At 64.8% G+C, this 14,109-nt stretch carries 14 protein-coding genes; 8 read left to right on the top strand and 6 right to left on the bottom strand.

Going from position 1 to position 14,109, the window contains the following annotated elements; genetic code table 11:
• The first annotated feature begins 269 nt into the window (after positions 1-269).
• From rbfA to Q0Z71_RS01310, 4 genes are all read left to right on the top strand, one after another.
• Complete coding sequence (gene rbfA, locus Q0Z71_RS01325; RefSeq protein ID WP_298017054.1) at positions 270-659, top strand: 30S ribosome-binding factor RbfA; 390 nt, start codon at positions 270-272, stop codon at positions 657-659.
• Between the two features lie 2 nt (positions 660-661).
• Complete coding sequence (locus tag Q0Z71_RS01320; RefSeq protein ID WP_298017051.1) at positions 662-1,618, top strand: bifunctional oligoribonuclease/PAP phosphatase NrnA; 957 nt, start codon at positions 662-664, stop codon at positions 1,616-1,618.
• Between the two features lie 191 nt (positions 1,619-1,809).
• Positions 1,810-2,676: a tRNA pseudouridine(55) synthase TruB gene (gene truB, locus Q0Z71_RS01315; RefSeq protein ID WP_298017048.1), complete on the top strand. Its 867-nt coding sequence runs from the start codon at positions 1,810-1,812 to the stop codon at positions 2,674-2,676.
• A 5-nt stretch (positions 2,677-2,681) separates the two neighbouring features.
• A complete protein-coding gene (locus Q0Z71_RS01310; RefSeq protein WP_298017044.1) occupies positions 2,682-3,587 on the top strand; it encodes a bifunctional riboflavin kinase/FAD synthetase in 906 nt (301 codons plus the stop codon).
• Between the two features lie 91 nt (positions 3,588-3,678).
• On the opposite strand, the gene Q0Z71_RS01305 is transcribed toward Q0Z71_RS01310, so the two are convergent.
• The 3 genes from Q0Z71_RS01305 to Q0Z71_RS01295 form a co-directional block, all read right to left on the bottom strand.
• The gene (locus Q0Z71_RS01305; protein WP_298017042.1) at positions 3,679-3,951 is read right to left on the bottom strand and encodes a hypothetical protein; all 273 of its coding nucleotides are present in this window, start codon (positions 3,949-3,951) and stop codon (positions 3,679-3,681) included.
• Positions 3,952-4,084: 133 nt separating this feature from the next.
• Positions 4,085-6,127 carry a SpoIIE family protein phosphatase gene (locus Q0Z71_RS01300; RefSeq protein ID WP_298017039.1) on the bottom strand — a complete coding sequence of 681 codons (2,043 nt, stop codon included), beginning with the start codon at positions 6,125-6,127 and terminating at the stop codon, positions 4,085-4,087.
• 195 nt (positions 6,128-6,322) lie between these two features.
• Complete coding sequence (locus tag Q0Z71_RS01295; RefSeq protein ID WP_298017036.1) at positions 6,323-6,538, bottom strand: hypothetical protein; 216 nt, start codon at positions 6,536-6,538, stop codon at positions 6,323-6,325.
• 181 nt (positions 6,539-6,719) lie between these two features.
• Between Q0Z71_RS01295 and dusB the strand changes: the two genes are divergently transcribed.
• From dusB to Q0Z71_RS01275, 4 genes are all read left to right on the top strand, one after another.
• Positions 6,720-7,688, top strand: a complete 969-nt coding sequence (dusB, locus tag Q0Z71_RS01290) for a tRNA dihydrouridine synthase DusB (RefSeq protein WP_298017034.1) — start codon at positions 6,720-6,722, stop codon at positions 7,686-7,688.
• A complete protein-coding gene (locus Q0Z71_RS01285; RefSeq protein ID WP_298017032.1) occupies positions 7,685-8,299 on the top strand; it encodes an RNA polymerase sigma factor in 615 nt (204 codons plus the stop codon). The genes dusB and Q0Z71_RS01285 overlap by 4 nt, the downstream gene beginning before the upstream one ends.
• Positions 8,296-9,102, top strand: coding sequence for an anti-sigma factor (locus tag Q0Z71_RS01280; protein ID WP_298017030.1), 807 nt, complete (start codon positions 8,296-8,298; stop codon positions 9,100-9,102). The genes Q0Z71_RS01285 and Q0Z71_RS01280 overlap by 4 nt, the downstream gene beginning before the upstream one ends.
• Before the next feature lie 384 nt (positions 9,103-9,486).
• The gene (locus Q0Z71_RS01275) at positions 9,487-10,005 is read left to right on the top strand and encodes a QueT transporter family protein (protein WP_298017028.1); all 519 of its coding nucleotides are present in this window, start codon (positions 9,487-9,489) and stop codon (positions 10,003-10,005) included.
• 50 nt (positions 10,006-10,055) lie between these two features.
• On the opposite strand, the gene Q0Z71_RS01270 is transcribed toward Q0Z71_RS01275, so the two are convergent.
• The 3 genes from Q0Z71_RS01270 to Q0Z71_RS01260 form a co-directional block, all read right to left on the bottom strand.
• Positions 10,056-12,359 (bottom strand): polysaccharide pyruvyl transferase family protein, encoded by a 2,304-nt coding sequence (locus tag Q0Z71_RS01270; protein ID WP_298017024.1) that lies wholly within the window; start codon positions 12,357-12,359, stop codon positions 10,056-10,058.
• 18 nt (positions 12,360-12,377) lie between these two features.
• Positions 12,378-12,878, bottom strand: a complete 501-nt coding sequence (locus Q0Z71_RS01265) for a deaminase (RefSeq protein WP_298017022.1) — start codon at positions 12,876-12,878, stop codon at positions 12,378-12,380.
• Between the two features lie 228 nt (positions 12,879-13,106).
• Positions 13,107-14,108, bottom strand: coding sequence for an XdhC family protein (locus tag Q0Z71_RS01260; protein ID WP_298017020.1), 1,002 nt, complete (start codon positions 14,106-14,108; stop codon positions 13,107-13,109).
• Position 14,109: the final 1 nt, after the last annotated feature.

Below are 14,109 nucleotides of genomic sequence, written 5' to 3'. Positions count from 1 at the left end.
GTTTCCTCTATTGGACCGCAATGAAGTGCGCCTGCTGTGTCTGCCGCTTATCGCAATTTGAGCCGCTGGTTCAGCGCTGATGGGCCTTGCGATCCTTTGGGCCATGCTGTTCCGCGCCATGTCTTTTACCATGTGATTACCTGCTCCGCCAATCTGCTGCCGGATATTCTGCACAGGGGATCGTCCCGGCTCGTGCGGCTGCCCCGGCGGTATGCCTGCATAAGCCCTCTCAAACGGGTAACCTTAAGTTCCAAGAGGAGGTTTTGATAATGTCCAGCAATCGAATCGGCCGTATCAATGAAGAGATCCAGCGGGAGTTGGCCGGCCAGCTCCGCCGCTTGAAAGACCCCCGGGTATCCGGTACCGGCATGGTATCCATCACCCGGGTGGACACCACCGGCGACCTGCGCTACGCCCGGGTCTATATCAGCGTCCTGGACAAGTCCCAGGAAAAAGAGGTCCTGAAAGGACTGAAGTCCGCCGCCGGGTTCCTGCGGCGGGAATTGGGCCATGCCCTGCAGCTGCGGTACACCCCGGAACTGCAATTCATCGCCGACGACTCCATCCAGCACGGCGCCCACATCCTGGAAGTTCTGCGGCAGGTGGAGCGGGCGGACGAGGCCCGCGGCCCCGCTGAAACTGCCAAAACGGAGGACTGACTATGCTCACTGTCGCTCAAACCGCCGCCCTGCTGCGGTCTCTTGACCGGGTTTTGATCCTGACCCATGTCCGGCCCGACGGCGACACCGTGGGCTGCGCCGCCGCCCTGTGCGCCGGGCTGCGCGCCCTGGGGAAAACCGCCTATCTGCTGCCCAATCCGGAGCTGACGGACACCACGCGGCCCTATTTCATTCCCTATTCCGCTCCGGCGGGCTTTGTGCCGGAAGCCGTGGTCTCCACGGACATCGCCACGCTGGGCCTGCTGCCGGAAAACGCCAGGCCCTATGCCGGGCGCATCGACCTTGCCATCGACCACCACCCCTCCTTTGAGCACTTCGGCAAGGCCAACATCGTCCGTCCCGAGGCCGCCGCCTGCGGCGAATTGGTGTACGACATCCTGGCCGCGCTTGGACCCATCACGCCGGAGATGGCCCTGCCGCTGTATGTGGCGGTGTCCACGGACACTGGCTGCTTCGCCTATGCCAACACCACCGCCCAGACCCACGCCGTGGCGGCGGCGCTGATGCGCACCGGCATCGACTATCAGACCGTCAACAAGGTGTTCTTCCGCACCAAGAGCCGCAAGCGCATGCAGCTGGAGGGCGCCATGCTGGACACGATGGAATTCTATGACCGGGACCGGGTGGCGGTCCTGTCCGTTCCCATGTCCCTGATGGAGCGGGTCCAGGCCACGGAGAGCGACGCCGAGGACCTCTCCGCCCTTGGCGGGCAGATCGAGGGGGTGGACTGCGCCGTCACCATGCGGGAGCTGCGGCCCAATGTGTGGAAGCTGTCCGTCCGCACCGGGGCGCGGATCAACGCCACCAACGTCTGCCGGATGCTGGGCGGCGGCGGCCACGCGGCGGCGGCGGGCTGCACCGTGGAGTCCTCCTGGCTGGATGTCAAGCTGCGGATCCTGGACGCCATCGCCCAAAACGCCCCGGACTTTGTCCAATGACCCCTGTGTCTCACGCATACAGCGTATAACGGAGGAGCTGCCGCGAGCTGCTGCCTCCCGGCCCGCAGGGCTGTCCCTGACCGGTAAGCCCTGCGGCAATTCGGAATTAGGAGTTAAGAATCAGGAATTGGCGGGACCGGAATGGAAAATCTGATTTCTCATCCCGCATTCCTGATTTCGCATTGATAAAAATGCCTAACGGAATCATCATCATCGACAAGCCCGCCGGATGGACCAGCATGGACGTCTGCGCCAAGCTGCGGGGCATCCTGCGGGAAAAGCGGGTGGGCCACGGCGGCACCCTGGACCCCATGGCCACCGGCGTTCTGCCCGTGTTCGTGGGACAGGCCACCCGGGCCGTGGAGTTCGCGGAAAACAGCCGCAAGGAGTATGTGGCGGGGCTGCGCCTGGGGCTTGTGACCAACACCCAGGACACCACCGGCGAGACCCTGGAGACCCATCCCGTCTCCGTCTCCCGCGCTGATGTGGAGGCCGCCCTCGCCCGCTTTCTGGGGGACATCCAGCAGATCCCTCCCATGTACTCCGCCATCAAGATCCATGGTCAAAAGCTGTATGACTTGGCCCGCAGGGGCCAGGAGGTGGCCCGAAGGCCCCGGCCCGTCACCATCTATGCGCTGGAGCTTTTGGAACAGGCGGGCGAGACGGACTTTCTGTTCCGCTGCGTCTGTTCCAAGGGCACCTACATCCGCACCCTCTGTCACGACATCGGCCGGACCCTTGGCTGCGGCGGCGCCATGTACCAGCTGCGCCGGACCATGGCGGCGGGCTTTTCCCTGGAGCAGGCCGTCACCATGGAGGATGTACAGGAACAGGGGGAGTCCCTGCTTCTGCCCACGGACAGCCTGTTCGCCCAGTATCCAAGCCTGCCGCTGAAATCAGCCGGGAGGGAAAAGCGGGTCCGCTGCGGCAATCCCATTACGGAGGCCTCCCTCCCCGACGGGATCTACCGCGTCTACGGGCAAAATCATGACTTTTTGTGCCTCTCCCGTGCCGAACACGGCACGCTGACTTCCATCAAGAACTTTTTTGGAGCGTAACCGATATGTCCAGTAAGGAAAAAGTCATCGCCCTGGGCTTCTTCGACGGAGTCCATCTGGGCCACGCCGCCCTGCTGCGGCGCACCGCGGAGGAAGCCGCAGCCCGGGGCGTTGCCTCCGCTGTGTTCACCTTCGACCGGGTGCCGAAGGAGGTCGTCACCGGCATCCCCTGTCCCCTGATCAACTCCCCGGAGGACCGGCGGGACCTGATCCGCCGCCTGTACGGCATCCAGGAGGTCATCATGGTCCCCTTTGACCAGGAGATGATGACCACCTCCTGGCAGGATTACATCACAGAGATTTTGGTGAAGCGGCACCATGCCGTCCACCTGGTGGCGGGCCACGACCACCACTTCGGCCACAAAAATCAGGGTTCTCCGGAGCTTCTGGCGCAGAAATGCGCCGAGCTGGGCCTTGGCTGCGACATCATCCCCAAGGTGGAGGTGGGCGGCATCACCGTCAGCTCCACTTACATCCGCCGCCTGGTGGAGCTGGGGCAGATCGACCGGGCCAACCGCTTTCTGGGCCACCCCCATGTCCTGACCCAGGAGGTCCGCCATGGGCGGCGCATCGGCCACACCATCGGCATCCCCACGGTGAACCTGGCGGTGCCTCCCCATGTGCTGGTGCCCAGCCACGGCGTCTACGCCACCCGGGTCGTCCTGCCGGACGGCGCCGGCTATGCCGCCGTCACCAATGTGGGCACCCGCCCCACGGTGAACAACGGCTCGGATATCACGGTGGAAGCCTGGCTCCTGGACTTTGACGGCGACCTGTACGGCCAGACCGTCCGGGTGGAATTCTACCACCACATCCGGGACGAGGTCCGGTTCGACTCCCTGGATGCTTTAAAAGCCCAGATCACCGCCGACGCGGACACCACCCGCCGCTATTTTGCGGCTCAGCCCTGACGCCGCCCGGCTCCTTGGCATCTCTTCTCTGAAACAAAACAACACACCTTCCGGCTTTGCCGGAAGGTGTGTTGTTTTGTTCATTGCAGTGTTAGACCAGCGCCGCGACCATCCAGAGCAGGCCGATCCCGGCCGCGCCCATCATCGTATATACCGCCGGAGACAGCTCCCGCCAGGACCGGCTGAACCGGCCGTGGTTTCCGCCCGCGTAATTCCGGGCCACCCGCCTGGCCTCCTCCACCAGCTCCCGGGCCGTGACGCCCTCACCGGCGGCGTCATTCCGCACGATGAAGATCGCCTGCTCAAAAAAGCGCTGATCCGGAGAATCCACCACCACAACTCTTCTGGAAATTCCTTTGACCATCTGTCTTGCCTCCTGTTGTTGATATTTCCATTTTGCCGCGGAGATGGAAATCTTATACGGGGAACCGCCAAAAATCAGCCGCCGGTATCCGACTTTTTAAGGTGCCGGAAAATCCGCTGCCGCGGGCCCGCGCTCACACCTTTTTCGCACCGGGGAGCGGGCGGTACAGCACCTGGACGCCGCAGTCGTCCTGCAGCCGCTCCCGCTGGATACTCTCCGACAGGATCAGTCCCGCCAATACCTGGGGGTCCTCTCCGCTCCAGCCCGCCAGCAGATTTTGCAGCCACTCATCCCGGCCGGGGTCCGCCACGCCGTCGCTGATCATCACCACGAAGCCGCCGGGGTCCAGCGTCACCCGGGTCACATCCGGCGATGCCGGCGCGCCCCGCAATCCCGCCGGCAGGCTGGCTCCCGTGATCCGCCGCACGATGCCCCCCTTTTTCAGATAGCTGGGCGCCGCGCCGAACTTATAAAAGGCCGCGCCGCCGGAGGCCGGGTCCAGGACGCACAGGTCGATGGTGGTGAAGCTCCCCGTCTCCGCGCCCCGCAGAGCCATGGCGGAATTCAGCGTTTTCAGGGCCGCCTCCGGTTCGATGCCCGCCTCCAAAAACTGCCGCAGCAGGCGGCAGGTCAGGGCGGACTCCTTCCGGGCGGCCTCGCCGCTACCCATGCCGTCCGCCAGCAGAAGGCACCACTGCCCCCGCTCTGTCTGGAAGGACACCACCGTGTCCCCGCAGGCCGTCTCTCCCTCCTTGGGCCGCAGGACCGCCCCCACCCGGCAGGCCGGGGCGGCCCCCGCCGTTGTGACAGCCTCTCCCAGCCCCGCAGCGGTGGCGGTCAGCAGCTCGGAGAGCTGGGCATACTGCCCCCGGGCGCTGCGGCGGGTCTCCTCCAGCTGCCGCCGGTACTGCCGCCGCAGCAGAAAGGCCGACAGCTCTCCGTTCACCGCCGTCAAAAAGTCCGGCAGATGGATGCAGCGGTCCGCGAAATACCGGGGAAAATCCTTGGGCACGGCCCGCCCGCGCTCCAAGAGATAGGGGGTGGCGTCGTTGAGGGCGTTGAAGGTCCCGGTGTACTCCTTCTGCCAGCACAGCTCGCACAGGGCGCAGCCCCGGCACACCTTTTCCGCCGCCCGGTCAAAGACGATGGCCGGATTCTCATCGGTGGACTGGGGCGCTCCCCGGCCCATGCTGTCGTACAGGTCCCGCAGCGCTCCCGCCGCCTTGGTCAGCTGTTCCTTCAACCGGTTTCCCGCCGCAGCGTTCTCCGCCGCAGGCTCCAGCCGCTTCACCCGCTTGCCGCCAAACAGTCTTCCGGGCAGCAACAGGAAGATCCCCGTTCCAATGACCGCCTCCATCATCAGGGGCTGGGCCAGCGGGTCCCGCACAGGCAAAAGTGCCGCCAGACACGCCGCCAGAAATGCCAGCGCCGCGCTGCTTCTGCGGCACCCCTTTCGGCTGCCCGCCAGCAGGCCCGCCAGCCCGAAGCCCGCGGTGAAGAGCCCGCTGCCCGTTCCGGCGCAGAGGTCCGCCGTCAAGCCCAGGCCCAGCCCCGCCGAGGCCCCGGCCACGGTGCCCCGGTCATAGGCGGTGTAGGCCAGCAGGACGCACAGCAGCATCCGCCCCAGGGACAGGCCCAGGACCTCCAGGTCCGCCAGTGCCAGCAGCAGAGCCGCCGCCAGAAACAACATGCCGTCCGCCAGCGACTGATCGCCGCCAGGGGAAAACAGTGGCCGGAAAAACCAGGCCGAGGCCCCCGTCAGCCCCGCCGCGGCCACGCAGGGCATCAGGTGGTCCAGCGGGGCCAGGGACTGGATGACATAGATGCCGCCCACCGCCATGGAAAAGCCCGCCGCTGTCAGCGCGGTCACCTTCGGCCGGTTCAGCGCCCTGCTCCCCTGGAAGGCGGTGGCGGCGGTAAAAATGAGGATCCCTGTGGCCAGGCAGGGCAGGGCGTCGGAAAACTCCAGAAACAGCGCCGCCCCCACACCGGCTCCCGCCAGGGCGGCGATCCCCCCGGCCCCTGGCCCCGCCGCCGCGATACAGCCCAGGGCAAAGGGTGCATATCCCCCCGGCGTCTGACTGGCGGTCAGTGCCGCTGTCAGGAAAAAGCGAATGCCCCAGGCCAGCAGCCGCGCCGACTGCTCCCGTCCCAACGTGATTTGACCGTGCTCCACAGCCTGTCCCTCCTAAGTCCAATTTTTTCCACCATTTTACCGGGTTGGAGGAAAAAATCCCGTCGGGAAAAGAGACCGGGGCATTTCCCATGGAGATCCCAGGCGCCTTGCCGGTCTCCGGCCTCCGGGAGACGCCTTCGGCCGGCGGAGCGCCGCAAAATATAAACCGGGCAGTCCCGGTCTGGGACCGCCCGGTCAGCCGGCAGTCGACTGCCGGCTTTTGATCACCTCTTCTATGAGGTAATTTGCGATCTCAAAGGCCTTTATCCGCCTTTCTGCCAAGGTGATCTGTGATCGGTACCTCTCTGGTCTTTCCTTTGCCTCTAAGGTTCTGACCACCTCTCTCAGTTTGCGCAGCGTCGAGTCGATCTGTCTCTTTGCCTCGGCCAGTTCCTCCGTCGTATACGCCATTCTCATCACCTCCAAATGCCAATCTATCAAGTTCATTCTATCCTGTCAAGAAGAGTCCCCTTGTAAAGCCGCCGGAGTCTCCGCCATACGCCGAGCTGGGACGGCCCGCTGTTTGTGGTGGACTTTTCCGCGGTTTCATGGTATGATAATTTGAATTTTTGTGGACAAAGGACGGTGCTCCATGCGCATTGGAACGGTAGAAATCGACTCTCAGCTGGCTCTGGCCCCCATGGCAGGCGTCACGGACGTGGCCTTTCGGCAGATCTGCGCCGAGTGCGGCGCCGGCTATACCGTCACAGAGCTGATCTCTTCCAAAGCCCTGTGCTATCATGACAAAAAGACCCTCTCCCTGCTCCAGCAGTTCCCCGGCGAGCATCCCGCCGCGGTGCAGATCTTCGGCAGCGACCCGGCCTGCATGGCGGAGGCCGCTCAGATCGTCCTGGAACACACCCAGGCGGATATCATTGATATCAATATGGGCTGCCCCATGGGAAAGATCGTGAACAACGGGGACGGCGCCGCCCTGATGCGCGACCCGGACAAGGCCGGGCGCATCGTAGAGGCGGTGGTGAAGGCTGTCCCGGTGCCCGTGACCGCCAAGTTCCGCCGGGGCTGGGATATGGGCAGCTGCAACTGTGTGGAGTTCGCCCAAACGCTGGAGGCCGCCGGGGTCTCCGCCGTAGCCGTCCACGGCCGCACCCGCGCCCAGGTCTACGGCGGACAGGCGGACTGGAACTGCATCCGGCAGGTGAAGGAGGCGGTCTCCATCCCGGTCATCGCCAACGGCGATATCTGGAAGCCGGAGGACGCCCTCCGCATCCTCCGGCACACCAAGGCGGACATGGCCATGATCGCCCGGGGCTGCTTCGGCAACCCCTGGCTGTTCCAGCAGGCCAAGGCCGCGCTGGAGGGACGGCCCATCCCCCCTCTGCCCAGTCTCGCGGAGCGGTGCGACACCGCCGTCCGCCAATTTGAGCTGGCGGCCGCCGCCAAGGGGGAGCGGGTGGCGGTGCTGGAGGCCCGCAGGCACTACTGCTGGTATCTCAAGGGCGTGCCTCATTCCGGCTATTACAAGGAGCAGATCGTGAAAATGAACACCCTGGAAGATGTGTACAATGTGACGAAAGGGATCAAAAGGGACCTGATATGAAGGATTTACAGGAGCAAAACTGGATCCAGGCAGCCCGGCAGGGGGACCAGGACGCCTTTGAGCAGCTGGTCCGGCTCTATGAAAAGCGGGTCTTTGCCCTGACCCTGCGGATGTGCCGGAATCCGGAGGACGCCGCCGAGGCGGCCCAGGAGGCGTTTCTCGCCGCCTGGCAGGGGCTGGCCTTCTTCCGGGGCGAGTCCAGCTTTTCCACCTGGCTCTACCGCCTGGCGTCCAACGCCTGCGTGGACCTGCTGCGGCGGGAGGGCCGCCACCGGACCGCCGCAGGGCCATCCCTGAACGACGAGGAACAGAATTTGGACATCCCGGACCGCGCCGCCTCGCCCCAGGAGGCGGCGGAGCAGTCGGAGCTGCGGGGCCAGATCGAGACCGGGCTGCAGGCCCTGTCTCCGGAGCACCGGGAGGTGCTGATCCTGCGGGAGCTGCACCAGCTCTCCTACGACGAGATCGCGGACGCCCTGTCCCTGGATATCGGCACGGTGAAATCCCGCATCAGCCGGGGGCGGAAGCAGCTGCGAAACTTTTTGCTGAAAAGCGGGAACTTTTCCGCCGCCCCTGCGTCCAAAGAAGCAAGAGAGGAGGGCTGCAAATGAAATACTGTGACGACTACGCGGCCCTGCTGGACCTGTATGTGGACGGAGAGCTGTCCCCCGATGAGATGGCCCGGGTGCAGGCGCACCTGGACGTCTGTCCCGGCTGCCGCGCCTATGTGGACGACGCGCTGGCCATCCGCGCCGCCTTCCCCGGCCTGGATGATGTGGAGGTGCCCGCCGGATTTGCCGGGGGCGTGATGAGCGCCATCCGGGCGCAGTCCGCGCCCCGGCAGGCCAAAGCCGCGCCGCAAAAGCAGCGGAAGCAGCTGTCCAAGCTCCTGCTGCCCCTGGCCGCCTGCTGCGCCATCGTGGTGCTGATCCGGGGCGCGGCTCTTGGCGGCGGCCATAAAGCCCCCGCCGCCATGGATACCACAACCTGCACGGAGGCCCCCGCTGAGGCGGAAGAATCCTGGATCGACGCCCAGAGCGATGACGCCCTGGCAGAGCCCGCCTCCGGCGAATGCAGGACCACCCTGGAGGACTCCCCTGTATCCAACGACGTCGCGGAGGCCCCCGCCGCTGCCGCCGCCTTCAAATCGTCGGAATACGGCACACTTGAGGCCGCTCAGGAGTCCAAGGCGGAGGATGCGCTCTACTTTGCCACGCTGTTTCTGCCCCGGGAGGCGGAGGACCTGCTGGCAGATTACACGCCCTTTGCGGAGGCGGATACGTCCGCCAGCTACGCACTGCCAAGAGAGGCATATGAGGACCTGCTGGCGCAGCTGTCCGCCGTGGACTTTGAGGAAACGCTCCATCCGGATGTGGACTCCGACGTTTTTCTGGTGATCCTGGATCGCTTCTGAACGGTGAAGAGCCGCCCCTTGGGGCGGCTCTTTTCAATGGTATTTTTAAGAGCTTATCCCCAAATTACCCGCCCCCCGCTTGCACTGCATTTTTCCATCATACTTTGTCCAGCGAAAAGCTTCGGCACAATCAGGGCGCGGTTAATCTCGGGATAAGCTCTAATTTTTTCGGAACCTCTTGTATTCTTTTCTCCCCTGTGGTATAGTTCCCTTTGACAGGTGCCATCTCCCTGTCCAAGCGCCCGCTCTGGGCGTTCGTTCGGCAAAACCAGATGGGTTTGCCGTTCTCTAAACAAAAAAATGGAGGCTGCGCGGGCCTTACCCTGCGCTTTTTGCCCTTTTCGCAAAAATGACCTCCAACACATCAGAAGGAGGTCTTTTTTCATGTCCGGATCCAAATTCACCACCCGCCAGCTGGCCACCGCCGGCATCATCGCCGCCCTTTACACAGTCCTCTCCCTGTTTGCCTCTGTGTTCGGCATCGCCTACGGTCCTATCCAGTGCCGCTTCTCCGAGGCTCTGACGGTCCTCCCCTTCTTTCTGCCGGAGGCCATCCCCGGTCTGTTCGTCGGCTGTCTTGTCACCAATCTCATGAGCACCGTCGGGCCGCTGGATATCATCTTCGGCTCTCTGGCCACTCTGCTGGCGGCCCTGTGGACCCGCCGGATGCCCAACAAGTGGCTGGCCCCCCTGCCTCCGGTGCTCTGCAACGCCGTCATCATCGGCGCCATGATCGCCTGGTACGAGGCGGGCTTTTCCGGCGCCTTCCTGGGGCTGTTCGCCTACAACGCCTTTACTGTGGGCCTGGGCGAAGCCATCGCCTGCTATGTGCTGGGCCTGCTCCTGCTGGCGCTTCTGCCCCGGGTCCCCGCTCTTCGCGGCCACCTTTCCGCCCGGGTCTGAGCCTATCAAAAACGCTCCCGTGTCCGCCGGTGCGGACGCGGGAGCGTTTCTCATTTTTTGAGCTTTTTTCGGAGCTTTGCCTTGACCTCCGGGGACAGAAGCTTTCCCGCTGCCCGTACAGGCAGGGGCGGCAGGGCGCAGAACTTCTTCCGCACCTGCTCAAAAGGCTCCAGCGCATAGGCCGCGAAGAATGCCGTCCGGTCAGGGGGCTGCTCGATGGGCGACGCCAGCCGGGGGTTTCCGGCGATGGCCCGTTCAATGGGAAATGCCTGCCGGCTCAGGGGCAGCTGGTCAAAGATGTGGCTGCCGTGGGCCGTGTTCACCAGCAGCAGATTGATACCCTTCTCCTGCTGTTCCGGCAGCTCGTCCGGCCGCAGGCCCCAGAAGTCCCCCAAAGTGAAATCGCCGGGGCGGTTCAGATTGGTGTAGGCGCAGTGGTGGCAACTGGGCCGCAGGAACAGCGCCCTGCCGAAGGCCCGGCCGTATTCCGTGCGGAACAGGGGGGCGGAATCCACGCTGCCGTCGTCATACACGACGGTGAAGTGGCTGTCCTTCCAGCCGGTGACCTTGTTGCGGAACCGCACCGCCTGCAGTCCCTGGCGCTTGCGCCGCTCGATGGAGCGGGCCATATCCTCCCACACGCCGGGGGAGGGCACGCCGTGGCACACCAGGTCGCAGGTGATCAGATTTTCAGGGCGGCAGCCCAGATAGCGGTACAGGCCGTCCACCTGGCAGGGCGTGCCGGAAAACAGCACGGTCCGGCTCTCCAGGGCGGTCCGGACCTCCCGGAAGGTCTCCCCCAGGTCGCTCTGGACATATTTGGCCCCCCGAAGCCGCCACAGGTCCTCCTTCCGGAAGCAGGCCGCATGGCGCAGGAGCTGCCTGCCGTCGAAGGCCGCGCCAAACACGATGCCGCCCCCCTCCAGCACATAGTCCGCCAACGCGGTAAACGCGCCGCCGGAGGTGGAGTCCTTGCGCACACCCTCGTCCCGGTTCCAGGCGGCATAGGCCGCCGGCAGGGGATGCGGCTCCCGCTCCCGCAGGATGGGGCAGATGGCGGTACAATGGCCGCAGTGAATGCACTTCTCCAAATCGGCCACGGGATAGGCAAAGCCCTCCTTGTCCCGCTCCATGGAGATGGCGTCTTTGGGACAGCCGCTGGCGCAGGCGCCGCAGCCGGTGCAGTGGGTGTGGTTCGCCAGAACAGGCGCGCCGTCCGCCGCAGGCTCCCCGGCAGGCGGGGCCGCTTCACAGGGCTCCCCTGTCAGGGCGGCGCGGAGATAGTCCAGCGAGGACTGCCGCGCCCCGCAAAGCCGCCGGTCCACCGCCGCCCAGTCCACGGTCCCATCCAGTTCCGCGGTGTCGCCCTTGCCGATGATGCGGTCTGCCAGACCCAGGCGGCTGAGGATGCTGAAGGTCCGGGAGCTCTCCGGCTCCGCCAGCTCGCCGGGCGCCACAGCGGTGAAGAAGGGCTTTTGGAACTGGACGGAGAACACGGTCCCGTGGAAGGAGTTGGTGCAGACATAGCTGGCGTGCTGGAACAGGCCCAGAAACTCCGCCGGTCCGGCGTCCAGCACGCATCTGGCCTTAGGGTGGACCCGCTGCCGGATGCCGCACAGCTGCACCACCGGCAGCCCCGTCCGCTCCGCCAGCTGGTGGATATAGGGAGCCAGGGCGCCGGGCCTGCTGATACAGTAGCAGAGGATATATCCCCCGGACAGGTCCGGCGGCGCCGCCATGGCGCTCCACTGCTCCCGCGTCAGCAGCAGCGTGGGGTCCAGCACCACCGGGACCTCCTGTCCGGTGATGTCCCTGACGATGGTCTGGCCCTGCCTCTCCCGAACGGAGATATGGGAGAACTGCTTCAAATAGCCCCGCAGCTCCTCCTCCATCCCCTCCGGGATGTGGGGGACGCCGAAGGAGGGCGCGTAGGCGATCTTGCGCCGCTGGGAAAACGCGCCGAAGAACACCGGATCAAAATGCCCGTCCGGAAAGATCTTGGGATTCCAGATCTGGTCGCTGCCGGAGAGGATCAGATCATAGGGCAGCTGGGCGCTCCGCAGCTCCTCCAGGCTCTCAAAGCGGTGGGCGGAGATGCGCAGATGGTCCTTCGCAAACTGCTCGAACCGCTGGTAGCGGGCCTTCAGAGGCCTGTAGTGCAGGGCGGTGTGCGCGTCGGCGGCAGCGCTGCCGATGCCCGTGGGCTTTCGGAACAGGTCGTTGTTTTGGTTGACATAATAATCAATGATCTCACACTGGCCGCCCAGGGATTCCACCGCCCGCTCCGTGGCCGCCGCCTGCAGCAGGGCCCCATAATGGTGGATGTGGTAAAAAGTGACAAGTCCTGTCTTCAAAAAAAGGCTCCCTTTCCGTTACTTCAGGTCCATAATGACGTTTTCCGGGGTCAGCAGGTCGTCCTCCGCGATCCAGTCGGACACGGGCACCACGTCGAACTCCGTCTCCGTGCGGCGGATGACCACCTTTTCCAGGCCGGCATTGATGACCATCCGGCGGCACATCAGGCAGGATGTGGCGTCGGCCAGCAGTTCGCCGGTGCGGGCGTCCCTGCCCACCAGATAGATGGTGCCGCCCACCATGTCCCGCCGGGAGGCGGAGATGATGGCGTTGGCCTCGGCGTGGACGCTGCGGCACAGCTCATACCGCTCGCCCCGGGGCACCTTCATGGCCTCCCGGGAGCAAAAGCCCATGTCCACGCAGTTGGCCCGGCCCCGGGGGGCGCCGTTGTACCCCGTGGAGATGATCTCGTCGTTCTTGACAATGATGGCGCCGTAGACGCGGCGCAGGCAGGTGGCCCGCTCCAAAACGGTCTCGGCGATGTCCAGATAGTAATTTTCTTTGCTGATGCGGTCCATAGGCAGCCCTCCGATTCTCTATGATGTCTGATTGTATCACGGAACCCCTGTACTTTGCAAGAAAAGCGGGCGCAATGCGCCCGCTTTTCCATGATTTTATAGTCGGCACAGTTAAAAAAATTCAAAAGGCTCTTTTCCATGCAGCGCCGCAGACCGCACATGCGGTCCTCTGTACCCGACTTCATAGGAAACGCTCACGCACCTTGTGCTCCTTTTCAGCCGCATTGACTATATCACACCGGCCCGGACGGCGATCAGCTCTGCCGTCACGGAGACCGCGATCTCCTCCGGCGTCTCCGCGCCGATGGCAAGGCCGATGGGCGCATGGACCCGGGCGTATTCCCCCGCCGTAAAGCCCGCCTCCAGCAGACGGTCCCGGCACAGGGCCAGCTTCCGCTTGGAGCCGATGCAGCCCAGATACCTTGCCCCGCTGCGCAGGAGCTGGGCCAGGACCTCATAGTCCGCCTGGTGGCCCCGTGTCATGATGACCACATAGTCGTCGGCCGTCACCGCCACCTGGCGGGACAGCTCCTCAAAGGAGCCGCAGAGCGCCGCCTCCGCCTGGGGGAACAGGGTCATGTCCGCGAACTCCGGGCGGTCGTCATACACCACCGGGCGGAAGCCCACCGCCGCGATGGCAGGCACCAGCGCCTGGGACACATGGCCGCCGCCGAAGATGTAGACCCGTCCGGCCTTCACAACCGGGACAGCGAACCAGCCCTCCTGATAAACCGCCTTGTTTTGCAGCAGCTCCGGCAGTTCCGCCGGAGGCATGTCCAGATGGCGGAAGCCATTCCGGTCCGCCAGGCCCATGGCCGTGATGCGCTCCTCCCGGATCTGCCGCACCAGCCAGGTGTCGGCGTTCCTGCCCGTGGCCTCCATCAGATCCCGCAGGACGGCGACGGCCTTTGCGTCTCCGGCGGGCAGGTGCTGGAACTGCACCGTCACATCGCCGCCGCAGACCATGCCCAGGCTTGCCGCATCCCCCTGAACGAACCGGAAATGCCGCAGGGCGTCCCCGCCGCTCTTCAAAAGGGTCCCTGCCAGCTGCTGCGCCTCATACTCCGCATTGCCGCCGCCGATGGTCCCGACCGTCCTCCCATCCGGAAACACCGCCATCAGCGCTCCGGCCCCCCGGGGCGTGGAGCCGCCGGAGGCCACCAGGCTGACCAGCTCCACAGGCTGCCCAGCCTCCAATGCGTGAACAATCTCCCGAATCAATTCTCTCATA

The organism is uncultured Dysosmobacter sp., from assembly GCF_947631635.1.
Taxonomy (GTDB): Bacteria; Bacillota; Clostridia; order Oscillospirales; family Oscillospiraceae; genus Oscillibacter.
Note: the sequence above shows the minus strand (reverse complement) of the source record. Positions and strands in the feature narration are given on the sequence as shown.